This window comes from Bradyrhizobium sp. 179 (assembly GCF_023073535.1).
Taxonomy (GTDB): domain Bacteria; phylum Pseudomonadota; class Alphaproteobacteria; order Rhizobiales; family Xanthobacteraceae; genus Bradyrhizobium.
This window is the reverse complement of sequence record NZ_JADPJR010000052.1, coordinates 1-23,240: the sequence shown is the minus strand read 5'-3', so window position 1 is coordinate 23,240 and position 23,240 is coordinate 1. Positions and strand designations below refer to the sequence as shown.

Genomic DNA, 23,240 nt, shown 5'->3' with positions numbered 1-23,240 from the left:
CGCTTTCGGACGGGAATTGCAGCAATTCGAGCGGATGGCCCTCAGTGTCGCGAAACTTGAGCGCGGTGACGCCGCCGGCGGTTAGCGGGAAGCGTTACCGGGCCGTCGGTCGAGATCGGCACACCTCCCAGAGCCGCGGCGCGTGCCCACACCGCGGCTGGATCGTCGGTGACGAGCGCCAGATGTAGGAAGAAGAGGTCGGCGCTCGTTGCGCCTGCCGGGTAGGGGCGTCCGAGGTCGTCGAAACTGTCGAGGTCGATGCGCTGCTCGCCGAGGCGAAGCGGCAGCCGTCTGCCGCCTCTATTGAGACTCAGCAGCGCGATCTCGTCGTCTGGAAAGGCCTTCGTAGAAGCGCGCCAGGCCGCTCAGGGTTGATGGGCGGTAGCCGAACTCTTCGCAACGCTCGCTGAAGCCGGCTTCGAGGTCGGCGCCGGCGACCTCGGCGAGAACATCAGCACCGCCGGCCTGGACCTCGAGCGGATGCCGCTCGGCGTCCTTATCGCGCAGTGCCGCTGGCGCTGTTTGGAACGGAATTGAAAGCCTTGGCCGTCCTGATCTTGTCGTGAAGGCTCCGGTCGAGAATAGGTCGCAGATGGAAATCACCGAATTGGATATGATGGTGCCAATGCTCCAGCAACAGATCGCCGTGACGGAAAAGCTGGGGCTCTCAACAGACCGAGCGCCGGCCGCGCATGATTCCGAGCGCGGCCCAATCCCAGTCGTCATCAACAAGCTTGTCGAACGCGACGCTCTGCCGAAGGATGAGAATGCTCGCCAGAACGTTATGGCTTTCGCCAAAGAGCGCATCGCCCAACATCTGGAGAACGGGCATTCGTTTCTGCGGGCAAAAGTCATGTTACCGGTTCGAGATCGTCATCCATCGGAAGGAGATAAGGAGATCCGAATAGCTCAGACTGGTGAACGCCCGAGAATGCGTGAGCGTGAGCGCTGAATGCACGCGGTCAATCAATGGGCCGAGTGGGGCTTCTGGGAAATTAACCCCCGCTCGAAGACTCCAACCGTCGCGAACGTTGGCCGGACGGCGCCTCAGCAGTTACAGATCCGCCACTAGGGGGCGCCGCAAGTGCTGCACCATAAGTTCCGCCGCCTCGGCGTATCGTTGGGCTTCCAGGACATCGAGCAGGCGCAGATGCTCGCGCACATGCCGTCGCATGCCGTCACGATCGGCGAAGCTGCGATAGGCGAACAGGCGCCTGATCGAGTTCACCCGCTTGAGCGCTTCGAGAAAGAACGGATTGCCGGCGCCGCGGATGATCTCTTCATGGAATTCGCAGCCGGAGTGAAAGATCTCGCCGATCGTCATCTTCTCGAGCTCGCCGTTGAAGATGCGCTGTTGGCGATCGCGCAGGCGTGTGATCACCTCCTGGGACAACGCAAAGCCGGGCTGCGCGATCGCCGCAGGCTCAATCACCGCGCGAAACGCCTTGGCTTGCACTTGCGCTTCGGGGCTCGAGACCGTCTCCGCGAAGCGCCAGCCATAGCCGGGCAGGCGCGCGATCCAGCCCTCGGCGGCGATCCGGTCCAAGAGCCGCTGCAATTCCGCGCGGCTCAGATCATAGCGGCGCAAGAGCTCCGCCTCCGTGACGTCGGGCGGCAGCCGGCTCGCCAGCACGTCGCCTGCGATGGTCGTGTAAACTTGCTCGCTGCGCCTGACGGCCGCGAGCGCCGGCTGGGCGGCGCCGCTGGTGGGATTCTTTGCCAGCACGAAGCCGCGATGCGGCTCGCCGCGCGCCAGCCCCGCCGCTTCCAGGGCCCTCAGGCCGAGCCGAATCGGCGCGCGTGAAAGGTCCAGCGCATCCGCAAGCCTTTGCTCGACCAGGCGGTCTCCGGCCTTCATGCCTTCGCGGCGGGCGAGCGCCATGATCAGGCCGGCGAGGTGCTCGGCGCGGTCAGAACCGTTCTTGTCGCTGCGCTGTCGGGAACTGTCGCTGGCGCTCATTGCAGTGCACGCAAGTTTTCGGGCTTGACAGACTGTCCCATGGATTGTTCTTTTATGCAACAATATACAATCTACTCAGGGAGACACACATGGCGCGCGAGCCCGATGTCCACATTTGCGAGGTCGCGCCCCGCGATGGTCTCCAGAACTTGGACATCTTCGTTCCGACCGAAGCCAAATGCGCCTTGATCGACACGATCGCGGCCGCGGGCGTCTGCGAGATCGATGCCGGGTCGTTCGTCCCGCCGAAGGTCGTGCCGCAATTCGCCGACGTCGATGCGGTGATGGCGCATGCGCTCGCGCGCAAGTCAGCGACCATCGGCGCGCTGGTGCCGAACCCGAGGGGCGCCGAGCGTGCCATCGGCGCCGGCGTCGACGCCGTCTATTTCGTCATCTCGGCCAGCGAGACGCACAACCGCGCCAACGTGCGCCGCTCGGTCGACGAGCAGGTTGAGGGGTTTCGCGCGGTCCGCGCCGCGATCGACGCCCGGCCGGTGGGGCAGCGGCCGCAATTGATGGGTGCGATCTCCACCTCCTTCGGCTGCTCGCTGGAAGGCGAGGTGAGCGAGGCGGCGGTATGTCGGGTCGCGCGCGCCTTTGCCGAAGCGCGGGCCGACGAGATTGGTCTTGCCGACACCGTCGGTTATGCGACGCCCAAATCGATCCGGCAGATCGTCGCCGCCGTGCAGCGTGAGGTCGGAACGCAAATGACGCTGCGGCTGCATCTGCACGACACACTCGGTGCGGGCCTCGCCAATGCCGTCGCCGGCCTCGAGGCAGGCATCCGCCGTTTCGATGCCGCAGTGTCCGGCCTCGGCGGCTGCCCGTTCGCTCCCGGCGCGCGCGGCAACATCGTCACCGAGGATCTGGTGTTCATGCTGGAGCGCATGGGGCTCTCCACCGGCATCGACCTCGACCGCCTGATGCGGACGCGCGAGATTCTCGCCCGCCACATCCCGGCAAACCATCTGACCGGCCATCTGCACGAGGCCGGGATTCCCAAAGTCCTGCGGAGCGCCGCATGACCACGGCTGCGCGCGAGACGGCATCCGAGCTGCGTCCGCTGGCGGGCGTCCGGGTGGTCGAATTCAGCCAGATGGTGATGGGGCCGAGCTGCGGCCTGATCCTGGCCGATCTCGGAGCCGACGTGATCAAGGTCGAACCGCCCAAGGGCGATCGCACCCGCACCTTCAAGGGGCCTGCGGCCGGCTTCTTTGCGACCTACAGCCGCAACAAGCGCAGCATCGCGCTGGACACGTCGAGCGCACAGGGCCAGGACGTGGCTCGAAGGTTGATTGCCAGCAGCGACGTCTTGATCGAGAACTTCCGGCCGGGCCTGTTGAAGCGGATCGGCCTCGGTTACGAGAGCGTGGCGGCCTTTGCACCGCGCCTGATCTATTGCTCGCTCAAGGGCTATCTGCCTGGGCCTTACGAGAACCGCCTCGCACTCGACGAGGTCGTGCAGATGATGGGCGGCCTCGCCTACATGACCGGTTTGCCCGACCGGCCGATGCGCGCGGGCGCTTCGGTCAACGATGTCATGGGCGGCATGTTCGGCGTGATCGCGATCCAGGCTGCACTGGCCGAGCGGCAGCGCACCGGCCGGGGCCGCTACATCCAGAGCGCGCTCTATGAGAACAACGTGTTCCTGATGGCGCAGGCTATGATGTGTGAGGTGGTCAGCGGCCAGCCCTCGATCCCGTACTCGATCAAGGACAGTCCGTGGCCGGTTTACGATCTCTTCGATACCAGGGACGGCTCAAAACTGTTCGTCACCATCGTCGGCGAAGAACAATGGGAGGCGTTCTGCCGCGCCTTCGATCGCGAAGCCTGGCTCTCCGATCCCCGCTTTGCGAGCAGCAACGACCGGGTCGATCATCGCAGCTGGCTGATCCCGCAAATCGCTGAGATATTCAAGCAGTGGGACAAAGCCGATCTCGCCGCGCGGCTCGAGCAGCTTGATCTGCCCTATGCGCCGGTGAACAAGCCCGGCGATCTCTTCGATGATCCGCATCTCAACCGGTCGGGTGGCCTGACCGACATCCGGCTGCCCGATGGTCGCGAGGCCAAGACGCCGCTGTTGCCGATCTCCATGGACGGAATGCGTCTGCCCAATCGCTACGATCCTCCCGGGATCGGTCAGCATAGCGGCGAGATCCTGAGCGAGATCGGCATGTCGCCGAATGAGATCGAACACCTGCGACAAGCTGGGACGATCAAGATCGCGCCATCCTGAGCGACCGCGCGATTGAACCAGGGGAGGAGCCCATGAGCATGACCAGGCGCCAGGCGCTGATCGCGGGCTCCGCATGGGCTGGCGCATCGCTGCTGCCGGGGCAATTGCGTGCGGAGGCCAAGCAGGTTTCGCTCGCGTTCGGGCCGGTGTCGCCGGTCTACGCCATCGGCATGATCGCGGAGCTGAAGGGGTACTTCAAGGACGAAGGGCTCGATTCCAAGCTCGTTACTGGCAATGCCGGCACGTTCGGTCGGCAGACATTGGCGGCGGGGCAGGTGCTGTTCGCGCATGGTGATGCCAGCCATCCGCTGCAGCTCGGTGCCCGTGGCAAGCCCTGCAAGATCCTGCTCGCGACCGAGATGGTGTGCTCCTATGCCAACATCATGGTCCGGCAGGACCTCTACGATAGCGGCATCAATTCGGTCGAGAAGCTCGCGGAGTACAAGCGCCCCGATGGCGCCAAGCCGATCGTCGCCGCGACCGCGATCGGATCGGGCACCTGGGTGTTCGGCACCTATGTGTTCGAAGCACGCGGGCTCGGCAGCAAGGTGAACTGGGTTGCCGGAGGTGGACCCAATACGATGTTTCCCTCGCTCCAGACCAAGCAGTTCGACGCCATCATGGCGCCGCCGAGCTGGATCGTCGAGGTCGAGAAGAAGGGCTTTGGCCGGACGATCTACGACACGTCCAAGCCCGGCGTGTTCGAGAAGGATTTCGGCGGGACGCTGCCGGTGCTGGTGATTTACACGCTCCGGGAAACGGTCGAGCAGAGCAAGGCCATGGTGCAGGCTTATGTCAACGCGATCTACCGCGCCATGGCCTTTGTCAAGGCGACGCCGCTCGCGGAGGTGCAGGCGCTGGTCACACCAAAATATTTCTCAGGGATCGACCCCGACGCGGTCGGCGCCGAGCTCCGCTTCGACAAGTCGACCTGGGCCTATGACGGTGTCATCGACAAGCCCGCGTTCGAGCGCGGCGCCAAGCCCTGGTACCGCAAGGGCACGGATATTCCCGAGACCAGATACGAGGATGTCGTCGACATGAGCTTCCTCCAGGCGGCCAGGGCGAAATACAAATGATCGCCGCGCCAGGCCAGGGCCTCGCGCTCGCGCGCGGCGAGGATCACGCACCGGCAGCGCGCATCCGCATTGCCGTGCAGGGTCTTGCCAAGCGCTTCAACGCATCCGGCCACGAGTTCGTGGCGGTGGATGACGTCTCCTTCGAGGTCAAGCAGGGCGAGTTCGTTGCACTGCTTGGACCATCCGGCTGCGGCAAGAGCACCATTCTCAATATGGTCGCGGGGCTGTTGCCGCGCTCCGGCGGACGCATCCTGGTCGACGAGGACACGGTCGAGGCCGGTAAGGTCAACCCCAGGGTCGGTTATGTCTTCCAGCGCGATACGCTATTTCCCTGGCGCACGGTGGAGCAGAACATCGGCTATGGGTTGGAGATCGCGGGATTGCCGAAGTCCGAGCGCGCGGGGCGCGTCGCTTCGGCCGTCGATAAGGCCGGGCTCTCGGGCTTTGGGCAGAGCTTTCCGCGTATGCTGTCCGGCGGCATGCGCCAGCGCGTCGCCTTGATGCGCACGCTGATCCTCGAGCCCGAGATCCTGCTGATGGACGAGCCATTCGGCGCGCTCGACACCCACACCAAGCTGGAAATGCACAAGACGCTGCTGGAGATCTGGGAACGCGAGCGGCAGACCGTGCTATTCGTGACGCACGATCTCGGCGAGGCCTTGACCTTGGCCAGCCGCATCATCCTGCTCTCGGCACGGCCCGGGCGTCTCAAAGAAGATTTCGACGTCGCCATCCCGCGCCCGCGCGACCCCGTGGCCGTGCGCGAGACCGCCGAATTCGGCCGCCTCTATTCCCACATTTGGCATTCGCTCGGCGAAGAATTCCGCCGCACCAGGGCCGACTGATCATGTCCAACAGCCGTACCATCATCCTGTTCTGGCAACTGGCCATTCTCGCAGTCGTTCTCGTCGTCTGGCAGTGGGGTTTTGAATGGAGCAGGGCACTGCTGCCAAAGGCCTATGTGCCGAAAATCCTCGATCCCTATTTCGTCGCCAAGCCATCGCTGATCTGGCAGAGTTTTCTGCGGCTCGGCTGCTTCGCTGACACGGCTGGCTTCACCGCCTGCATCACGGGCAGCGACAACAATCTGTGGCTGGCGACCCTCGTCACGCTGAAGAACACATGGTGGGGCTTTCTGTTCGGCTCGGCGAGCGGCATCGCCGCCGGACTTATTCTCGGCCGCTCCGATTTCCTCGCCCGCGTGTTCGGACCCTACATCGTGGCGCTCAACTCGATCCCGCGCATCGCGCTGGTGCCGCTCGTGATCCTGATCTTCGGCCTCGGTGATCTCTCCAAAATCGCAACCGCCTGGCTCGTCGTGTTCTTCGTGGTGTTCTTCAACACCTTCGAGGGTACGCGTGCGGTCGACCGTGACCAGATCGCCGCCGCACGCCTGCTCGGCGCCAGCGAATTCACCGTGCTGCGTACGGTGGTGATTCCGTCGGCGCTGGCCTGGGTGTTCGCTTCGCTGCTGCCGGCCGTGTCCTTTGCGCTGATCGGCGTCATCGTCGGCGAGTTCATCGGCGCCGAGCGCGGCCTCGGCAAGCTCATCATCGAAGCCGAGGCACGGGCAAATGCCAGCGAGATGATGGTCGCCATCTTCGTCATGATGTTCGTCGGCATCCTGCTGGCGATCGCAGTGCGCTCGCTGCAATCCTACCTGTTGCGATGGCAGCCGCAATTTGAGCACTCAACATGAGCTTGACTCGAAACTTCACCGGCCTAGTAAGCACCGATGCAATGAGCTGCGTGGGCTAGATTTGCACGAACACCTCGGACTGACTAGATGTGGTCTTTCAGGAGGTTGTCCATTCGGCCCTGACCGGGAACTCTGAAGTCGCCAAACACCAGCGATTCGCGGAGAACCGAATGGACACCCACAAGAATGCTCCCCTGACACCGAAAGGTCGAGAGGCGATGGTTCGTGCCGTCGTGGATTTCGGGCTGTCTAAGGCGGCCGCAGCCAGACAGTTCAATACAACGCCGAAAACGGTCGCCAAATGGGTCGGCCGCTTCCGCACGGAAGGCGTGGATGGCTTGCGCGACCGCTCGTCACGACCTCATTCATTGCCAAGCCAAACAGCGCCTGCCACGTGCACCGCCGTTGAAGCTTTGCGGCGCCAGCGCCACACCGGCAAGCACATCGCAGCCGAACTCAATATCTCGCCGGCCACTGTGCGCCGTATCCTGTGTCGCCTGGGATTGAACCGGATCCGCGACCTGGAGCCGGCCGAGCCGGTGCGCCGCTATGAACGCGAAACGCCGGGCGAGATGATCCATATCGACATCAAAAAGCTCGGCCGCTTCGATAAGATCGGCCACCGCATCACCGGCGATCGCACCGGCCAGAGCAACAACCGGGGCGTCGGTTGGGAGTTCGTCCACGTCTGCATTGACGATCACTCCCGCGTCGCCTTCTCCCAGATATTGCCGAACGAAAAAGCCGAAAGCGCCGTAGCCTCCCTCAAAGCGGCCGTGGATTATTACAAAGGCCTCGGCGTCACGGTCACCCGCGTCATGACCGACAACGGCAGTTGCTACAAAGCCTTCGACTTCCGTTACGCATGCCAGGAGCTCGGCCTCAAGCACAAGCGAACCAAGCCCTACACTCCCAAGACAAATGGCAAGGCCGAACGCTTCATTCAGACGGCGCTCAGGGAGTGGGCCTATGCGCAAGCCTATCCCACCTCAGATCGACGCGCCGAGGAGCTTCCCCACTGGCTGCACCGATACAATTGGCATCGACCCCACGGCGGGATAAAATCCAAGACGCCGATTGACCTGCCACTGAAGTTTCATCCAGCGGCAGTTAGAGTCTTGGGGTTTTGTACGCCAAGTGGCGCGGGTGGAGCAACGGAGGATCGGCGGAGCTGGTCGGGGTTGCGCAGCCGATCGTCCGTTGCGGTGAGGTAGGCGGCATAGGCCGCGGGTGTCAGGTATTTCAGCGACGAGTGTGGGCGCTGGAGATTGTAGTCGGCGACCCAATTGGCGATCGTGGCGCGGGCGTCATCGAGATCGAAGAACAGGGTCTCGTTGAGCAACTCATCGCGCATCCGGCCGTTGAAACTTTCAACGAAGCCGTTCTGCATCGGCTTTCCCGGTGCGATGAAGTGCCAATCGATGAGGGTGTCCTTGCACCAAGCGAGCATGGCGTTGCAGGTGAACTCGGTGCCATGGTCGGACACGATCATTCCTGGCTTGCCACGCCGCTCGACGATTGCCGTCAGTTCGCGGGCCACGCGCCGCCCCGAAATCGATGTATCCGGAACAGCGCCCAGGCATTCCTTGGTGACGTCGTCGACGATGTTGAGAATGCGGAAGCGCCGGCCATTGGCGAACTGGTCGTGGACGAAGTCCAGTGCCCAGCGCGCGTTGGGCCTCGCCTCGACCAGGATCGGGGCACGGGTTCCGACGGCCTTGCGGCGAGCTCGCCGCTTGCGACGGTGAGCCCTTCCTCGCGATAGAGCCGGTAGATCCGATTGATCCCCGACGGCTCGCCCTCCCGGCGCAGCAGGACGAACAGGCGGCGGTAGCCGAAGCGTCGCCGCTCGTTGGCGAGCTCACGCAGCCGGCCCCGGAGAGCCGCGTCCGGAGGATGGCTGGAGCGATAACGGATCATCTTCCGATCCGCGCCGACGATCGAGCAGGCCCGCCGTTCCGACAGGCTCATAACGGCCTGCAGATGCGCGACCGCAGCGCGCTTGGCGGCGGGCCCTACCATTTTTTTGAAAGCAGCTCGCGAAGGGCAGCCGCATCGAGCATCTGCTCGGCCAAAAGCTTCTTCAGCTTCGCGTTCTCTTCCTCCAGCGCCCTCAGCCGCTTGGCTTCGGAGACAAAGAGAGGTGGGGCTGGCTCGACGAGATGATGCGCTACTACAGGCGGCCGCTCCGCGACTTGTCTGAGCCATTAACTGCGGCCGGATTTCTCATCGAGCGAATTTGCGAGCCGACGCCCTCTGAAGCATTGAGGGTAGAAGACCCGAAGGGATATGATCTGCTATGCCGCGTCCCGGCTTTTATCTTTGTGCGCGCGCGGAAGCCAACCAGGCTGTGAGTGGGAGTTTTCTGTTGCGCGACTGCACTCCAAGCATTGTCCGAGAGGCTCATTTGGCCGCTAAATTCAAGAGCGAGATGGACCCACGCTTGGACGGTGTGAGAGCGAGCCGCAGCGTTCGTGCAGCTATCGGCAGGTACAGCCGCCCTGATTCAAGCGCATTCTGGAAACGGCCGATGATCCTGAGCAGAGTGTCTAGCCGCACATTCCCGAATCACCGAACACCTTGAGGTTACGGGTCCAGCGATCTCCCGCCACTCCATCGGCCGTCAGTGTGCCCTATTGGGCGAGCGCGCCGCGCTGTTCCCATCGTCCCCGATTGAGAACCGCGCCATTGACCTTGCCAACAGAGTCGCGAGTAAAAGCAATCCGCGTGTGATCGCCGCCCTCGACGTAGAATTCATCTTTCGAAAGAGCCGCCACGGGCGTCAGTTGGCCCCTATCAAAATCAAGTATCGACCAGCCGCCTATTGCTTCAACAACCAGTTGGCCATTCGCGAGACGGACTCGAAGCTGGACGCTGTGTGCGGGGACTGCCTCTCGGTTAAAGCTGACGTTGAACGGATCACTCCGGCTTTGGCGGATGATCTTGAGCTCGATCCCTGTATAGGCCGGACCTGAAATTCGGTGAAGTGCTGCTTCCAAGGAAACACCCCTGATCGAAGCTCCGCCGACAGCCGTGATGAGGTCTCCTGCAATGACGCCCGCCTTCGCGGCGGGGCCTGCGTCGGCCAATTTGATCACCCTAAGCCCGCCTGTTTCCGCGGCAGCGGACTCAAGCCCGATCCAGCCGCTACCGTCGGCGACCAAAATTTGCCGATCCAGCGAACTTGTCGATCCGCCGAAATCGTAGCGCCCCACATATTCGGCGAGGTTTTCGGACTTTCCTTGCTCCGACGCGACGGGAATAGGGGCTTCAGGAACCTTCAACGCCGCATACGGCAGACGCCGGATGGCATTGAAATAGAATCCGTTCTCACTGTAGTGGCTTCGCTGCATCATCATGACGAGGATCAGATTCTGCGCCGGGTCGACCGAGAAGAACGTGCCCCAGCTTCCCTGCCAGTTGAAGCTGCCGACCGCGCCGGGGATGAGGCTGAAGTCCGGATCGGTGCGAACAGCGAAGCCGAGTCCCCATCCCGTTCCGAAAGCCGGGCCGACCTCGTGTCCTGCGATGTGCATGTCGGGCGGCAGCGAGTTCGTCGTCATCAGCCGCACGGTTTCAGGCTTCAGGATGCGCACGCCGTCAAGCTCGCCGCCGTTGAGCAGCATCTGGCAGAAGCGCAGAAAATCAGGAACCGTGGAGACGATGCCTCCGCCGCCCGAGAAGAACGTCTGCGGCTTGCCGACGTCGCCATCCGAGAGCGGTTGGGGCTGCGCGCCGGGCAAGGCGACGAGACGGGCAAGCTTGTCCTGCGATACCGAGAAGCCGCTATCGACCATGTGCAGCGGCGCGAAGAGGCGGCTTTGAAGAAACTGATCGAAGGACTGGCCCGACACGACTTCGATGACCCGGCCGAGCACGTCATAACCGATGGCGTATTCCCAGACTTCGCCCGGCTGGTGCAGAAGCGGGAGTGTGCTGAGGCTCGCCACGAACGAAGCAATCGGCTTGTCGCGCCGGAACGGCGCCCGCGCGCCGTAAAGCAGGTGTACCGCCGCATTGCCAAATCCGGGGTCGGCGTAGTCGGGCACCGCATATACAAGCCCGGACGTATTGCGCAGAAGGTCACGGATGGTCATCGCGCGCTTGGCAGGTTCAAACGCCTTCTGGACAAGATCCAGAAGGATCGGATCGCCGGTGGCCGGATCCTTCTTGACGACCTGCATATCCTTCAGCTCCGGCAGATACTGCGCCACGGGAGCGTCGAGATCGAGCTTGCCGTCATCGACCAGCATCATGGTGGCGACGCTGGTGATTTGCTTGGACATCGATCCGATGCGAAAGATCGAATCCGGCCGCATCGGCGTTTTCTTGTCGTGGTCCTCGAAGCCGGTGGCTTGCAAGTAGGCGAGCTTGCCTCCCCGGGCTATGCCCACGACAAAACCGGAGGGATCGCCTTTTTGACTCTGCGCCTCGAACCAGGAGGTCATGCGCGCCAGCCGCCGCGCCGAAAAGCCGAGACTGTCGGGGTTGCCGACGGACTGTAAGTCGTCGGCAACCGCCGCCCCAGTTAGACAGAGTACAAGCGCGGCCATGCACGATGCGAGTATGATCTTCACTGCGGAATTCCCTCAAGCGAAGCAGAAGCAGGGTAGCAGAGGAAGAGATGAACCCGGCTGACAACCTCAGGTGGGAACGTAGCTTAACGCTTACTTCGCCGCAATAGCCGCTTCTGCCGTAGGCGCGCTGGAGGGCATTTTCGATAAGCGCCGTCGAGTCTATTCTCGGCAATGAGTGATAAGCGGGCAACATTCAGTGCGCCCGCTTATTGGTTCGCCGGGGCACCGGCTCCTTTGTCTACTCTTCGCCGACTTTCCAACGGCATCAACTGCCGAAGCGGCAGCCACGCTTGCTGGATAACCTCTGCGCGACTCCCTCAAGGAGCCGAATTCGAACGGCAGCGAAATATGTCGCGATGGGCAAAAAGTGCGAAAAACTCGCGCTGAGCAAATTCGGTACGCTCTGACGCGAAGAGCGGATCTTCGTCAAACGGGGCCCAACTTCGCAGATGGGCCAAGAGACAGCCCAGGTACCCGCGCCGCTAGGCTTAGGCTTGCTTTTTAATTGGACGGAGCTTCAATGCCGTCAGGCAGTCGCTCGCCTCCCGGTTCCGCCGCTTCGCGACGGCCTCGTCACGAAGCTCACGAATGAGAGACAGAGGTTTGTCGCCTGTCAGGGGTAGACCGGACCTAACCTAAACCGGGCCAAACCGTCGCGATTGACCCGAAGCCGACCTTACTCAATGCCACGCATCTATTCCGCTTCATGCTCAGTGCGACTATGCGGTCCCCCAGGTCGAATCATCGAACGTATAAATGGATTCGTAGCCATTCAATTTTGCAAACCAGTGAGCAGAGGCGAGCGCTTCCATGAAGCCACATTCTTGTTCTCCCTGCAGGATTATTGAAGTCACCTCGCGGAAATAGCCATACTGCACCCAACGCGTACCGTTCCATTGGAGAACCTTCTGGGCGCTCATATCGGTCTGGCGCCAGAGCTGCCCATCGCTTGGCGCCACCGGAGCAACCGGGGCGACGAAGATTTGATTGATGTCGTCTTCTGCCACTTCTATCTTGGACATTTGGTCTCTGCTTTGCGAGGCTTGAGCGACGAACCTCCGACCGCCAAACACTAGGCTGCGTGGGGCTCGGCCAACCCCGAAGGTGATGGCAACCACGCAGTTATTGTCCGGTATAAGCTGTGGAGGTGGTGAACCGCGGTGTTGGAATAGAGATCCTTTTCCTTCCGCGCTGCTATCCACGCCTGCACTAAGTCGAGAGGTCTCTGCTTGGCCATTCTGGCTCCTCTCCTTAGGAGAAATTCCCAGGTCCCACAAACTCGAGAGCCATTAGAGCTTCATCGTAATATTTCTTGCCGTACTTTGAGGCCTTATTCTCCACCCCATACTCCAGAAAGCCTGCACTCTCATAAAGCAATCGGGCAGGTCGGTTTTCTCTGACGACACTCAACTGGATGAGTTCGACGTGCTCGCGAGCTATGTCCAAGACTGAATTCAACAGCAGCCGCCCGATGCCGACGTTTCTTGAAGACGGTCGAACGTACATACCAAACAACCTTCCTTTGTGCGCATTCGGCTGCCCTTCTTGGATAGAGAAGCCTGCCGTCCCAACAAGTTCGCCATTTTGAAATGCGCCTACGACGTGTGCGTTTTGAAGGCGGCCCGCGAACCATACCACGCTCAATCCGTTCTCTAGTTCAAAGGTGCTCCGTAACAATTCTGGATTTGCGCTTAGCGCCTCAAGGCGGATAGCCTTGAAGGACGCTGCATCGTTTGAATTTAGGCGTCGGATTGCAACATCAGCGCTCATGGAAAACTCTCTACTGGATAGGCGCGACCGACTTCTTCTTGACCATTCCCAGGTTCCCCGTTCGGTTGACCATTCATAACAGGCAACTCAGGCGATGTCGCCTGTTGGCCCGGAGCTGAACACCACCAGGACCACTGCGATGTCTGCTGTCTGAGGCAAGCCGGACGTCGCTCGAGTGATGGGCTGACCGCTGTTTTTGACCCTAAGCTGCTGTCTGGAAGGCTCGATCCGGCTTCTAAGAGGACGCGTCTGCTCCCAGAGGTCAATTCCGATGATTGTTCTTCTTTTTGTGGCAACCTGCCGTTATTTTGTGGCGACCTATCTTTGCAAATAGCCGTGCTGTGAGCATCCATGATTTATGAAATCAAGCCAATCGCCGAGGAGCATATTTCAGGTTTCCGCGCGACGTTGGATGCGGTCGCTCGGGAGCGACGATTTCTTTCGTTCATGGAAGCTCCGCCTTTCGAGCAATTGCGGTCCTTCGTTCTGAACAACATCAAAGAACGACGGCCTCAGTTTGTTGTTATCGTCGATGATCAGGTAGTCGGTTGGTGTGATGTGCTTCCCAACTTGCGGAGGACTGTCTCCGCTCATTGCGCAACGTTGGGCATGGGCTTGCTGCCGGAGTACCGTGGGCATGGAATTGGTCGTAAGCTCATCGAGCGCGCACTCCATGCTGCTTTTGTTTTTGGCTTTAAGCGTATCGAGTTGACAGTACGAGAGGCCAACTTCAACGCGATTGCCCTTTACAAAAGGGTTGGCTTCGAGACGGAAGGGCTACACCGAAAAGCGGTTCTTATCGAGGGAGACTATGAGAATACGCTCTCGATGGCTCTTATAGCGGAACAATAGACAACAGCGCCGCGCCAGTCGTTCGAGTGACGGTCATCGTCGTCCCTGTGGACGATCTAGCCCTTTGGTCTCGGCTGGCCAAAGTTGGTCAGAGCCTTGGTCATTGGATAACCGGAACTCGTCCCAAATCCACCGGCTGGCGGTCCATTTTCAACATAGCCGTTGGACAAATAAAACCGGCGAGCGGTTTCGGTGCTCGTCAAGTTGCACCGATTGTTGCCTCTTTCTGCGGCTCGGATTTCCAGCGACCGCAGAAGGGCGCGGCTAACTCCCCGAAACCGCGCATCGGGCGATACGTAGTTGAGGCCAATCGTTCCACCATCGGTTACCGATCCGACCGCTAGGATTTCCTGGTTCTCAACAGCCACGAGCACTGAGTTATCAGTTTGCTTGACCCAAGCACAAAAATTCTCATGTGTCTTATTGCCCAACCATCGCGCCAGGATGGAAGGGTCGTTTCGGTGGTCAGCTTGGCAAAGCTCCGCTATCGACCGCTTCAACACAATGCAGGCAGCGGGCGCATCTTCTGGTATAGCATCTCTTATTTGCATCCAGTGATTTTGGCCTAGAACCGGTCCCCAGGCAATGGCGTGCTCACTGCTATGTCGCCTTTTGGCCGATTCCGTTGAAAAACGCCGGCAGTATTCCGTTTGTAATCGTTGAGCTGGGGATGAGATCGAGCGGTCCTATGCTGGCCTTGCGATAGGCATCGGGATTAGCTTGGCCATCTTGCGAAGGTTCTGCGCGGTAGCTGCGAGAGTGAACTCGTCACGTGCGCCATTTGGGCCTCGTAGTCGTAAACGGTCGAGCTTGAGAATGCGCTTGAGGTGCGCGAACAGCATCTCGATCTTCTTTCGCAAGCGACGTGAAGTACGCCCCTCCGATGATCGTGCTATCTCGCGCGCCATGTCGCGAGCGCCTCGTAGATCGAGCGAGACACTTTGCGGACCGAGTCCTTGGGGCAGCAGCGAGCCTTCAAACCGCAGTCGGTGCAATCGTGCTTGCTCGCCCGGTAGAGCATCGTTGCGCCATCGTTCACCAGTGTTCCGGTTGTGGTCAGCATCTTGCCACCGGGGCAGGTATAGACGTCGCTGGTTTGGTCGTAGGTGAAGTCCTTGCGCGAAAAGGTCCCGTCCGCGCGGGCTGACTTGTCGAACACGGTCACGTGCGGCTCGATCCCGCGCTCGTAAACCAGCCAGCCGAGCATCTCGGCCGAGCCATAGCCGCTGTCGCCGAGGAGCCGGGCGGGATAAAGGTCGAACTGTTCGAGCGAGCGCTCAATCATGCGCTTGGCAGCCAACACCTCCGCCTGCCGGATTGCCGTGGTTGCCTCGACGTCGACAATGACCGCGTTCTCGACGTCTACTAGGTAGTTTGTCGAGTAGGCGAAGAAGGCTTGGCCGCCATGCGCGCCCGTCCAGCGGGCCGCTGGATCGGCGGGCGACACGAACTTCGGGGTGACCTCGGTCGCTGCTCCGAAAGCGGCATCATCGAGGACGGCCAGGTACTCGTTTATCGCTCGGCTTGCGGCCTCCGGTGGGAGTCCCTTGTCGCCTTCAATCCCCTTTTGCCGATTGGCGTCGGCCTTGATTAGGCTCGCATCGACGGCAAATCCTTCACCGCCGACCAGCCGCTCCTCGATACAACGGTGCAAGACGTTCTCGAACACGCGACGGAAGAGATCGCTTTCTCGGAAGCGACCATGTCTATTCTTAGAGAACGTCGAGTGATCTGGCACCGCACCGTCCAAGCCGAGCCGGCAGAACCAACGGTAAGCCAAATTGAGGTGAACCTCATCGCACAGACGTCGCTCCGATCGGATACCGAAGCAATAGCCGATCAGGAGCATCCGTATCATCAGCTCGGGATCGATCGAAGGCCGGCCGATCGTACTGTAGAAGGGCGCCAGGTCCTGCCTAATCTGTTCAAGATCGACAAATCTATCGATCGAGCGAAGCAAGTGGTCCGAAGGCACGTGCCTCTCGAGCGAAAACTCGTAGAACAAAGCAGCCTGTTCGACTTGCCGATGTCCCATCATGATCTTCAGTCCTGCCGATTAGACAGACTGAATCACCGCTATCTCTGAGTCGCAACTGCTGCCTTTTTCAACAGAATCGGCCCGTAGCTGACCTTCACGACGATGCCGCTTAGGGCGGCTTCTGACCCCAAAGCAGACTTATGGCGCTAAAACGCCGCCGGAACCTGGGCTGTAACGACCCAAGTTGCAGCGTTGAGTTTGATACCATCAGGTCCGTCGTAGGCTGCGAGCGCAGCGCGCACCGCAGGTAAAGCTGTGGCTCGCAGCTCGGGATTCTCTCGAAGGATCTTACCCAGTGCTCCGACCCGCGCACAAACCGACAGCATCGCATCTAGACCGCCGCTCCCGACCTGCTCGTCAAAGGCGGTGATCTCGATCTCTGCAAAGCCCGCATTTTCCAGAATACCGCGCAGGCGGATAGGATTCGCGAAGGAGAATGGGCCGGGCGCGTCGGGATCGTGGAATGGCTGTGGCGGCAGGTAGGCCGACGCAGCCCTGAGCGGCAGGACGTCGAGCGGGTTCTCCTGCAGTGCGCGCCAACAGACGAAGGCGAGGCGCCCTTTGGGCCTGAGGCTACGACGGATGTTGATGAATGCCGCTCTGAGGTCGGCGAAGAACATCACCCCAAATCGAGAGAAGGCGGCATCGAATGAGGCCGGTTCGAACGGGTAAATCTCAGCGTCCGCATGGATGAACTGGATTCGCTGGCAGTGTTCTGCGGCGCTCTGCGCAAAAGTCAGCACCGCAGCCGAGACATCGATGCCGACGACTTTGCCGTTCGGTGCGACGGCTTGGGCAAGGTCCAGAGCAGTCTTGCCCCCGCCACACCCAATGTCCAAGATTCGCTCGCCAGCGCGCGGTGCAAGGCCTGAGATAGCGCGGCGACCAAGCGGAGCGAGTTGTAACTCCAACAGGTCACGGACCTCTGCCCATGCGCGTACTCGTACTTCGTCTTGCATCAAGGCGGGAAGGTTATTTGGCGTCATTCAGGGATGATCGCTTCAAAGTTTGCGAATGTCGAGATGCAGTCGGGCGCCAACGTCGGCTCGGGACGGTCGCTTCCGATGGGGGTGCCGCTGCATGTCGGTTCGCCGGAGCAGACCGGAAGTTTGCAGCCGGCCGTTAGTCCGGCGGCACCAGAAACAGACATTGCAGGAGCGCGCGCGGATGTGTCGCCCGATGGCGGATTGCTATTGCATCCAGCGTGGGGTGGGCAAACTTTTCTTACGCAGAAAGTCCGGGTTGAACAGCTTGGACTGATAGCGCTGCCCGCCATCCGCGAGGATGGTCACGATGGTCTTGCCTGGACCGAGATCGCGAGCTAGTCGCATGGCTCCAACGATGTTGATGGCGCTCGACCCGCCCAGCACAAGTCCTTCATGCTCGATTAAGTCGAATAGAACGGGCAAAGCTTCCTCGTCAGTGATCCGATACGCCGCGTCAATTGGAGTGCCCTCCAGGTTCCTTGTCACACGCACTTGCCCTATGCCTTCAGTGATCGACTCTCCTTCGCTCGTCAGGTCGCCGTTGGTGAACCAATTATAAAGCGCGGCTCCCATGGGGTCGCTGAGCGCAATCCTGACGGCTGGATTTCGCTCCTTTAAAGCTCGCGCGACCCCACCTAAAGTCCCGCCGCTGCCAACGGCACAAGTAAAGCCGTCGATTTTTCCGCCTGTCTGTTCCCAAATCTCAGGTCCAGTTGTGCGGTAGTGGCCCTCGCGATTGGCAACATTGTCGAATTGGTTGGCCCAGAAAGCACCGAGTTCTTCGGCCAATTGGCCGGAATAGCGAGCATAATGACGGAGGTTGGAGTAGGGAACGGCGGGGACTAGTCGCAAGTCTGCACCACACAACCGCAACATGTCCTTCTTCTCTTGGCTTTGCGTGTCGGGCATCACGATCACGCATCGATAACCGCGCGCATTGGCCACCAGCGCAATGCCGATGCCAACATTTCCGGCCGTACCTTCGACAATGACACCGCCGGGCATGAGCTTGCCGCTCTGCTCAGCATCATTGATCATGGCGAGAGCCGCACGATCCTTGATCGAGCCACCCGGATTAAGAAATTCAGCCTTGCCGTAAATCTCGCAGCCAGTGGCCTCCGAGGCCATTCGCAACCTAATCAATGGCGTATTGCCGATGGAATCTACAAATCCCGTTCGTACGCCGTTCATCGCCTGCCCACGTCCATGTCTCAGCAACTCTAGGATGTTTGACGGGAAATTACGTTCCCTAGTTCTGACAATTCAGACAAAGGCTTTGTCGTTCGGGGCATGCATTGAGCAAATTTATTGCCGAGGGGCATTTCCGCTTGTGGCCCATCAACGAAGCACTAGCGGAATTGAGGTCCGCTCTCCCGGCATGGCGGACCAGATGTGCGCAATTGAGTTCTTCGCATTTTAGCGGACATTGGCCGAGGGGCTGCCGTAAGCTAAGGGTAATCAGGTTAGCGGAGCGACAGCAGCCAACTGTTTCGACATGAACACGCGGCTTGTGCCTTTCGGCAGGCACGGTATTTCGCCGAATCGTTGCCATCCATTGCGGGCGTAGAAGCCCGGTGCTTGAAAGCTGATCGTATACAGCACGGCAGCAATACACCCGCGTCGTCTTCCCTCCTCCTCGAAAGCTCGCAGAATGATCGTTCCGAGACCCCCACGCCGGTGCTCAGGTCGTATGTAAAAGAGGTCAAGAAATAGCAGCCCTAGGGATGATCGGCCGAGCGCTCCCCCCATAAATGCGCCGGTGGATGGATGTTGGGCCAAGACCGCCAGGGGGATCCGGTCAGCATACCCAGTAACCTCGTCATTGAATGCGTCAAGACCTCCGCCGATAGCACTCTCCATGTCAGCGGTGATGGTATCTGTAACGACAACGCTGGGTTTGTCCATTGACCCAATCCTTATTGGTGGCCTGGTGCTACGTAGTGTCAGCAAAGCGCTGCTGACAGGGTACTGTCAGCAGCGAGGATAAATCAGTTTCGGCTCAAAAAATGACGTGAGGTGAATGTTTTCTTCTGGGCCCTTAGCCGCCTGCGAGGAAGGGGCAGAGCATGTCCGCTCTGCCCAGTTGGTTCAGACGTCTACTTGCTCTGCTATTGCAAGTGCATCGTCGACTTCAATTCCTAGGTATCGGACGGTGCTCTCGATTTTGGTGTGCCCCAGAAGCAGCTGCACGGCTCGCAAGTTGCCCGTGCGCCGATAGATAAGGGTCGCTTTTGTTCGACGGAGCGAATGCGTTCCGAACAGGTGAGGATCCAACCCTATACCGGCCAGCCAGCCCGATAATAGACGCGCATATTGCCGAGTGGTCAGGCTGCACCCAGGGCCTCTGCGGCCGGTGAACAGGCGATCGCCAGGCTTCTTGTCGGTTGCCCTCAGGTAGTCATCGATGGCTTGGCGGGTAGACTCTGTAAGTTCGAACTTGACCGGCCGTCCAGTTTTCTTCTGTCGGACGCTTGCTCTATCGGCCGCATACCCGCTTGATGCCACGTCATCGACTTTCAGGCCCACCACGTCGCAGCCACGAAGCTTGCTGTCGATTGCGATGTTGAACAACGCCAGATCACGAATTCGTCCCTCAACCTGGAGCTTCGTCCGGATAGACCAAACGTGCTTCGGCCGAAGTGGCGGCTTAGCGCCAACGATCTTACCCTTGTTCCATGGGACGCGCTTTTGGACGTTCTCTGCGGCATTTGAGACATCGGTCATGATGACCTCCTCAGTTGGTGAGGCCGATCACTTTCGAACCTGCCACCTTCTGAACCTACGGCGGCTTTCGGACGACTGAAGGCGTACTTAGGCCCAATTCGATAGGTTAGAGGTCGCAATTTGACCCTAAGCAGACTTTACAAGCGGCGGTTCATACAGCAGTCCCGTCGAAGCCAGCAAAGCCTCACGCTCGTTTGGAGGCATCGCACGCAGGCGACGCCGAACAGTCACTCGAATGGCTGCAAAACCAACGACGAAGAGAATGACTTTGCTGCCGATCTTAAAGGCTGGCATGACCATTGCCCAGACGGGTACGCTCCAAACGAGCGCGACAAACACATTCAGTGCCGCGGATACGAACATTAGACCAGCCCAGCAGAAGCCAACAATTACAGCGACATCGGATGCGACTGCCTTCGCAATCGCTGGCAAATAGCGATTCATCCATCCGGGCTTAAGCATCGCGATTCCGACAATCACATAGATCATGCTGGGCTTCATAAGAACAAAGCGGGGGTCGTCAGTAAGGAGCGTAACTGAACCCGTAGCGACAACCAGGAACAGACTAAGCCACTCCATCCTATCGATTGGCTTTCGCCGAGCGAACTGTAGACCAATCTGAGTGAGGCCCAGTGCAACGCCCAGGCAAACCGAAAGCATCAAGTTGTGCGTCAAATAGAACAAGACGAGGAAGAAGAACGTCGAGGCCAAGTCGAGAAGCAACAATTTGGCCGCCCTAAGGAAGTCCTTCATCGCAAACCCCGGTTGGCGCCACGGCAAGTCGTCCTATATCACCATAGGTGGCTACATATCAATGGCACTCGTCACAAGTGCATTGCTGGGCCGTCGTCTTTTGGCCCCTTTGCAGACAAAGTCGCGGTTGCAATGCAAATGACCTGAGATAGAAGTCGGCAAGTACAGCAACTCAGGGGCGGGATATGGTCGATCATTTTAGGTATTCAATTGACCTGACGATGGCGCAAGCCAGAGCCGAGAAAATTGTCGAATGCGTAAAGCGCCTTCGGGAGCAGCACGATGTTCGTCGTTTTGAATACACTGACCATCTCCGTGTTGCTCCGACCGAAATCCCACACAGTCACCCGGTCCTGACGCTCAACACAGCATTGTGCGATCCCGAGGCCATTCTCTGCGAGTATCTGCATGAGCAGATGCATTGGTATCTGGTCGGACTGGACTGCGCGGGCGAGACCGCGCCAGTTATAACCCAATTGAAGCAACGTTATCCGGACACGCCAGTGGGATTTCCGGAAGGCGCAAACAACGAATACTCAACGTATTTACACCTGCTTGTGAACTGGCTGGAGATTGAGGCGACTTCTCGGTTCATAGATCGAGAGCGCGTGATCAAGATTGTAAGTCAGAAGCACTACTATCGATGGATTTATCGTACTGTGCTGAGGGACTGGCACGAGCTCGAAGAGATATTTCGGACGCACGCCATAGTACCGATCGCCCCAGCAGAGCCACGTTCTCGATCTGAAACTAAATAGCGTGCGAGGCCCACTTTTGACCCATAGCAGCCAAAATTACTGCTTGCTGCGAAGTTGCTATCTGCGAACTATCTCACTAGAAATGACTTCTGACCCTCAATTCAAGCCAAGAGTTGCATGAGCTCAGCAAAGCGCGATCAAAAGCAACAGATTCTCGAATATCCAGTCGAGATCGCTGCTCCCGACATCGGACGTTGGTGCAACGGAAATATCGGCATCCCCTACGTTCATCGGTTGGAAGCGGCAGCGCCAGGGCCGCATTTGCTACTTACCGCGCTTGTGCACGGCAATGAGCCGTGCGGAGCGATTGCTCTAGACCGGCTTTTGACTGGTGGTTTCCGACCGTCTAGAGGCTGCGTAACGCTCGCCTTCGTCAACGTTGACGCTTATGCAAAGTTCACACCTTCTGCCCCCCGTGCGAGTCGATGGGTCGACGAAGACATGAACCGAGTCTGGGCTCCTGAGATACTCGCGCAACGACCGTCCCGGAGCGCTGACGTTCACCGCGCCGCCGAGCTTTTGCCGCTGTTGAAAGAGGCGGACTTCTTACTGGACCTGCATTCGACTCAGCATCAAAACGAGCCACTCGTTCTCGCCGGACCACTTGAAAAAAGCAGAAAGCTGGCTCGCGCCGTGGGTCTTGCCGACCTCGTCGTTATCGACAAAGGGCACGCGCAAGGAGCGCGCATGCGCGACTTCGGGGAGTTCAATGATCCGAGTTCGACGAGGACTGCACTGCTTCTCGAATGCGGGCAGCATTGGGCCGCTTCCAGCGCCGACGTGGCCTACGCCGCCTGTCTGCGTATATTCGATCGGTTCTCGATGCTGCCTAGCGGCTACGTCAGCGGCCGAGTAGTGGCGTTGCCAGAAGAGGCAACACGCTTCGTTGAGATTACGATGCCGGTGACTATCAAGAACGAGTTCGTGTTCGCTTTGCCACTACGCGGTGGTGAAATCATCAAGGACGCTGGTACGTTGGTTGGTTACGACGGCAGCGAGCCCGTCGTAACACCACACGACAATTGCATCGCAATCATGCCATCGCAGCGCCTTTGGGCTGGATTGACGGCCGTGCGGCTGGGGCGATTAGTGGCTGTGCCCGGGGCCGCATCGTTGCCACCAGCCTAAGATTCTGCTTCCGGCGATTAGACGTCAAACACGAGCTGATCTTACTTCGGGCCATGTCTCTTGTTGGCCCGAAGGCGACTACGGGCAGCCGCTCGCGCAGCGGACGCCGCTCGCATTTTAGCCTCAAAGACGCACTCCCATTGTGACGTGTCCAAATGTGGATCGGTCCGTTGAAAGCCGCAATCACACTGCTGTTCGCATTTGTCCCGCTGCTGGCGTCTGCGCAAACAGCGCAAAACGAACAGCTTAGACAAGTCATTTCCAATCTCAAATCCTGTGTCCGGACGCATGCTGCCGAGGCCCAAGCAGCCGGAGTTCGGGCAAGCAGCGCCGCCGACTACTTCGCCCGAATGTGTGCCCCATCCGCCGACGTCGAAAGCGTGGGCGCGACCCCTCTCGGCCTATTTCGGACCACAATCAATGCGGAGTGGGACGCCTTCATCAAAGAGACAGGCACTACTCGTTAATGCGGCTTCCGATTTCTTGAGATGTCTCCTATTGCCCCTTCGCGGTAAGCGCTTAGCCGTGACCCTATTGAGGCTGGCTTGGCGTTTTGCGGAATCGCCACGGCATGAGATCAGCGATCTTGCTATGGGGATGACCGTCGATGATCGCCTCGAGTGTTTCAGCGATGTAGGCAGCCGGGTTGACGCTGTTGAGCTTGCAGGTAGCGACTATCG

At 59.7% G+C, this 23,240-nt stretch carries 21 protein-coding genes and 3 pseudogenes; 10 read left to right on the top strand and 14 right to left on the bottom strand.

Annotated elements, in window-relative coordinates; genetic code table 11:
- Nucleotides 1-300: 300 nt before the first annotated feature.
- Nucleotides 301-603 (bottom strand): hypothetical protein, encoded by a 303-nt coding sequence (locus IVB12_RS11540; protein ID WP_247298941.1) that lies wholly within the window; start codon nt 601-603, stop codon nt 301-303.
- Here IVB12_RS11540 and IVB12_RS11535 point away from each other — a divergent pair.
- Nucleotides 593-952 carry a hypothetical protein gene (locus IVB12_RS11535; protein ID WP_247298940.1) on the top strand — a complete coding sequence of 120 codons (360 nt, stop codon included), beginning with the start codon at nt 593-595 and terminating at the stop codon, nt 950-952. The two genes, IVB12_RS11540 and IVB12_RS11535, sit on opposite strands and share 11 nt — an antisense overlap.
- A gap of 102 nt (nt 953-1,054) precedes the next feature.
- On the opposite strand, the gene IVB12_RS11530 is transcribed toward IVB12_RS11535, so the two are convergent.
- Complete coding sequence (locus IVB12_RS11530) at nt 1,055-1,960, bottom strand: GntR family transcriptional regulator (protein ID WP_247298939.1); 906 nt, start codon at nt 1,958-1,960, stop codon at nt 1,055-1,057.
- 89 nt (nt 1,961-2,049) lie between these two features.
- On the opposite strand from IVB12_RS11530, the gene IVB12_RS11525 reads away from it, so the two are divergent.
- The 6 genes and pseudogenes from IVB12_RS11525 to IVB12_RS11500 all read left to right on the top strand — a co-directional run.
- Complete coding sequence (locus tag IVB12_RS11525; RefSeq protein ID WP_247298938.1) at nt 2,050-2,985, top strand: hydroxymethylglutaryl-CoA lyase; 936 nt, start codon at nt 2,050-2,052, stop codon at nt 2,983-2,985.
- On the top strand, nt 2,982-4,196 hold the full coding sequence (locus IVB12_RS11520) for a CaiB/BaiF CoA-transferase family protein (RefSeq protein ID WP_247298937.1): 1,215 nt from the start codon (nt 2,982-2,984) through the stop codon (nt 4,194-4,196). The genes IVB12_RS11525 and IVB12_RS11520 overlap by 4 nt, the downstream gene beginning before the upstream one ends.
- A 32-nt stretch (nt 4,197-4,228) precedes the next feature.
- The gene (locus IVB12_RS11515; RefSeq protein WP_247298936.1) at nt 4,229-5,275 is read left to right on the top strand and encodes an ABC transporter substrate-binding protein; all 1,047 of its coding nucleotides are present in this window, start codon (nt 4,229-4,231) and stop codon (nt 5,273-5,275) included.
- A complete protein-coding gene (locus IVB12_RS11510) occupies nt 5,272-6,120 on the top strand; it encodes an ABC transporter ATP-binding protein (RefSeq protein ID WP_247298934.1) in 849 nt (282 codons plus the stop codon). The genes IVB12_RS11515 and IVB12_RS11510 overlap by 4 nt, the downstream gene beginning before the upstream one ends.
- Nucleotides 6,121-6,122: 2 nt before the next feature.
- Nucleotides 6,123-6,974, top strand: coding sequence for an ABC transporter permease (locus tag IVB12_RS11505; RefSeq protein WP_247298932.1), 852 nt, complete (start codon nt 6,123-6,125; stop codon nt 6,972-6,974).
- A 170-nt stretch (nt 6,975-7,144) separates the two neighbouring features.
- Nucleotides 7,145-8,053 (top strand): annotated as a pseudogene (locus IVB12_RS11500) (IS481 family transposase); the annotation flags it as partial.
- Nucleotides 8,054-8,070: 17 nt separating this feature from the next.
- Here IVB12_RS11500 and IVB12_RS11495 read toward each other — a convergent pair.
- From IVB12_RS11495 to IVB12_RS11480, 4 genes and pseudogenes are all read right to left on the bottom strand, one after another.
- Nucleotides 8,071-9,115 (bottom strand): annotated as a pseudogene (locus tag IVB12_RS11495) (IS3 family transposase); the annotation flags it as partial.
- Nucleotides 9,116-9,607: 492 nt separating this feature from the next.
- Nucleotides 9,608-11,551 carry a serine hydrolase domain-containing protein gene (locus tag IVB12_RS11490; protein ID WP_247298931.1) on the bottom strand — a complete coding sequence of 648 codons (1,944 nt, stop codon included), beginning with the start codon at nt 11,549-11,551 and terminating at the stop codon, nt 9,608-9,610.
- Nucleotides 11,552-12,270: 719 nt separating this feature from the next.
- Nucleotides 12,271-12,573 (bottom strand): hypothetical protein, encoded by a 303-nt coding sequence (locus IVB12_RS11485; protein WP_247298929.1) that lies wholly within the window; start codon nt 12,571-12,573, stop codon nt 12,271-12,273.
- 229 nt (nt 12,574-12,802) lie between these two features.
- Complete coding sequence (locus tag IVB12_RS11480; RefSeq protein WP_247298926.1) at nt 12,803-13,321, bottom strand: GNAT family N-acetyltransferase; 519 nt, start codon at nt 13,319-13,321, stop codon at nt 12,803-12,805.
- A gap of 351 nt (nt 13,322-13,672) precedes the next feature.
- Between IVB12_RS11480 and IVB12_RS11475 the strand changes: the two genes are divergently transcribed.
- Nucleotides 13,673-14,173 (top strand): GNAT family N-acetyltransferase, encoded by a 501-nt coding sequence (locus tag IVB12_RS11475; RefSeq protein WP_247298924.1) that lies wholly within the window; start codon nt 13,673-13,675, stop codon nt 14,171-14,173.
- A gap of 56 nt (nt 14,174-14,229) precedes the next feature.
- Here the strand turns inward: IVB12_RS11475 and IVB12_RS11470 are convergent, their stop codons facing one another.
- The 7 genes and pseudogenes from IVB12_RS11470 to IVB12_RS11440 all read right to left on the bottom strand — a co-directional run bounded on the left by IVB12_RS11470 (nt 14,230) and on the right by IVB12_RS11440 (nt 20,674).
- Nucleotides 14,230-14,724, bottom strand: a complete 495-nt coding sequence (locus IVB12_RS11470) for a GNAT family N-acetyltransferase (protein ID WP_247298922.1) — start codon at nt 14,722-14,724, stop codon at nt 14,230-14,232.
- 135 nt (nt 14,725-14,859) lie between these two features.
- A pseudogene (locus tag IVB12_RS11465) lies at nt 14,860-16,211 on the bottom strand (IS1182 family transposase).
- Nucleotides 16,212-16,357: 146 nt separating this feature from the next.
- The gene (locus tag IVB12_RS11460; protein ID WP_247298920.1) at nt 16,358-17,197 is read right to left on the bottom strand and encodes a methyltransferase domain-containing protein; all 840 of its coding nucleotides are present in this window, start codon (nt 17,195-17,197) and stop codon (nt 16,358-16,360) included.
- Between the two features lie 204 nt (nt 17,198-17,401).
- Entirely contained in the window at nt 17,402-18,388 is a 987-nt protein-coding gene (locus tag IVB12_RS11455) for a cysteine synthase A (protein WP_247298917.1), read from the bottom strand.
- A gap of 267 nt (nt 18,389-18,655) precedes the next feature.
- Nucleotides 18,656-19,102, bottom strand: coding sequence for a GNAT family N-acetyltransferase (locus IVB12_RS11450; protein WP_247298916.1), 447 nt, complete (start codon nt 19,100-19,102; stop codon nt 18,656-18,658).
- 183 nt (nt 19,103-19,285) lie between these two features.
- Nucleotides 19,286-19,921 carry a tyrosine-type recombinase/integrase gene (locus IVB12_RS11445; RefSeq protein ID WP_247298913.1) on the bottom strand — a complete coding sequence of 212 codons (636 nt, stop codon included), beginning with the start codon at nt 19,919-19,921 and terminating at the stop codon, nt 19,286-19,288.
- Nucleotides 19,922-20,047: 126 nt separating this feature from the next.
- Nucleotides 20,048-20,674, bottom strand: coding sequence for a septation protein IspZ (locus IVB12_RS11440; RefSeq protein ID WP_247298911.1), 627 nt, complete (start codon nt 20,672-20,674; stop codon nt 20,048-20,050).
- Between the two features lie 185 nt (nt 20,675-20,859).
- On the opposite strand from IVB12_RS11440, the gene IVB12_RS11435 reads away from it, so the two are divergent.
- Together IVB12_RS11435 and IVB12_RS11430 are read left to right on the top strand one after the other, a co-directional pair.
- The gene (locus IVB12_RS11435) at nt 20,860-21,432 is read left to right on the top strand and encodes a hypothetical protein (RefSeq protein ID WP_247298909.1); all 573 of its coding nucleotides are present in this window, start codon (nt 20,860-20,862) and stop codon (nt 21,430-21,432) included.
- A 117-nt stretch (nt 21,433-21,549) separates the two neighbouring features.
- Complete coding sequence (locus IVB12_RS11430; RefSeq protein WP_247298907.1) at nt 21,550-22,560, top strand: succinylglutamate desuccinylase/aspartoacylase family protein; 1,011 nt, start codon at nt 21,550-21,552, stop codon at nt 22,558-22,560.
- A 531-nt stretch (nt 22,561-23,091) separates the two neighbouring features.
- Here the strand turns inward: IVB12_RS11430 and IVB12_RS11425 are convergent.
- A partial coding sequence (locus tag IVB12_RS11425) for a transposase domain-containing protein (protein WP_247298953.1) occupies nt 23,092-23,240 on the bottom strand: 149 nt, incomplete at its 5' end.

Excerpts from the sequence above, each read along its gene's own strand:
- IVB12_RS11535 (WP_247298940.1), top strand. The coding sequence starts at position 593 with ATGGAAATCACCGAATTGGATATGATGGTGCCAATGCTCCAGCAACAG.
- IVB12_RS11530 (WP_247298939.1), bottom strand. The coding sequence starts at position 1,960 with ATGAGCGCCAGCGACAGTTCCCGACAGCGCAGCGACAAGAACGGTTCT.
- IVB12_RS11525 (WP_247298938.1), top strand. The coding sequence starts at position 2,050 with ATGGCGCGCGAGCCCGATGTCCACATTTGCGAGGTCGCGCCCCGCGAT.
- IVB12_RS11520 (WP_247298937.1), top strand. The coding sequence starts at position 2,982 with ATGACCACGGCTGCGCGCGAGACGGCATCCGAGCTGCGTCCGCTGGCG.
- IVB12_RS11515 (WP_247298936.1), top strand. The coding sequence starts at position 4,229 with ATGAGCATGACCAGGCGCCAGGCGCTGATCGCGGGCTCCGCATGGGCT.
- IVB12_RS11510 (WP_247298934.1), top strand. The coding sequence starts at position 5,272 with ATGATCGCCGCGCCAGGCCAGGGCCTCGCGCTCGCGCGCGGCGAGGAT.
- IVB12_RS11505 (WP_247298932.1), top strand. The coding sequence starts at position 6,123 with ATGTCCAACAGCCGTACCATCATCCTGTTCTGGCAACTGGCCATTCTC.
- IVB12_RS11485 (WP_247298929.1), bottom strand. The coding sequence starts at position 12,573 with ATGTCCAAGATAGAAGTGGCAGAAGACGACATCAATCAAATCTTCGTC.
- IVB12_RS11480 (WP_247298926.1), bottom strand. The coding sequence starts at position 13,321 with ATGAGCGCTGATGTTGCAATCCGACGCCTAAATTCAAACGATGCAGCG.
- IVB12_RS11475 (WP_247298924.1), top strand. The coding sequence starts at position 13,673 with ATGATTTATGAAATCAAGCCAATCGCCGAGGAGCATATTTCAGGTTTC.
- IVB12_RS11470 (WP_247298922.1), bottom strand. The coding sequence starts at position 14,724 with ATGCAAATAAGAGATGCTATACCAGAAGATGCGCCCGCTGCCTGCATT.
- IVB12_RS11460 (WP_247298920.1), bottom strand. The coding sequence starts at position 17,197 with ATGACGCCAAATAACCTTCCCGCCTTGATGCAAGACGAAGTACGAGTA.
- IVB12_RS11455 (WP_247298917.1), bottom strand. The coding sequence starts at position 18,388 with ATGAACGGCGTACGAACGGGATTTGTAGATTCCATCGGCAATACGCCA.
- IVB12_RS11450 (WP_247298916.1), bottom strand. The coding sequence starts at position 19,102 with ATGGACAAACCCAGCGTTGTCGTTACAGATACCATCACCGCTGACATG.
- IVB12_RS11445 (WP_247298913.1), bottom strand. The coding sequence starts at position 19,921 with ATGACCGATGTCTCAAATGCCGCAGAGAACGTCCAAAAGCGCGTCCCA.
- IVB12_RS11440 (WP_247298911.1), bottom strand. The coding sequence starts at position 20,674 with ATGAAGGACTTCCTTAGGGCGGCCAAATTGTTGCTTCTCGACTTGGCC.
- IVB12_RS11435 (WP_247298909.1), top strand. The coding sequence starts at position 20,860 with ATGGTCGATCATTTTAGGTATTCAATTGACCTGACGATGGCGCAAGCC.
- IVB12_RS11430 (WP_247298907.1), top strand. The coding sequence starts at position 21,550 with ATGAGCTCAGCAAAGCGCGATCAAAAGCAACAGATTCTCGAATATCCA.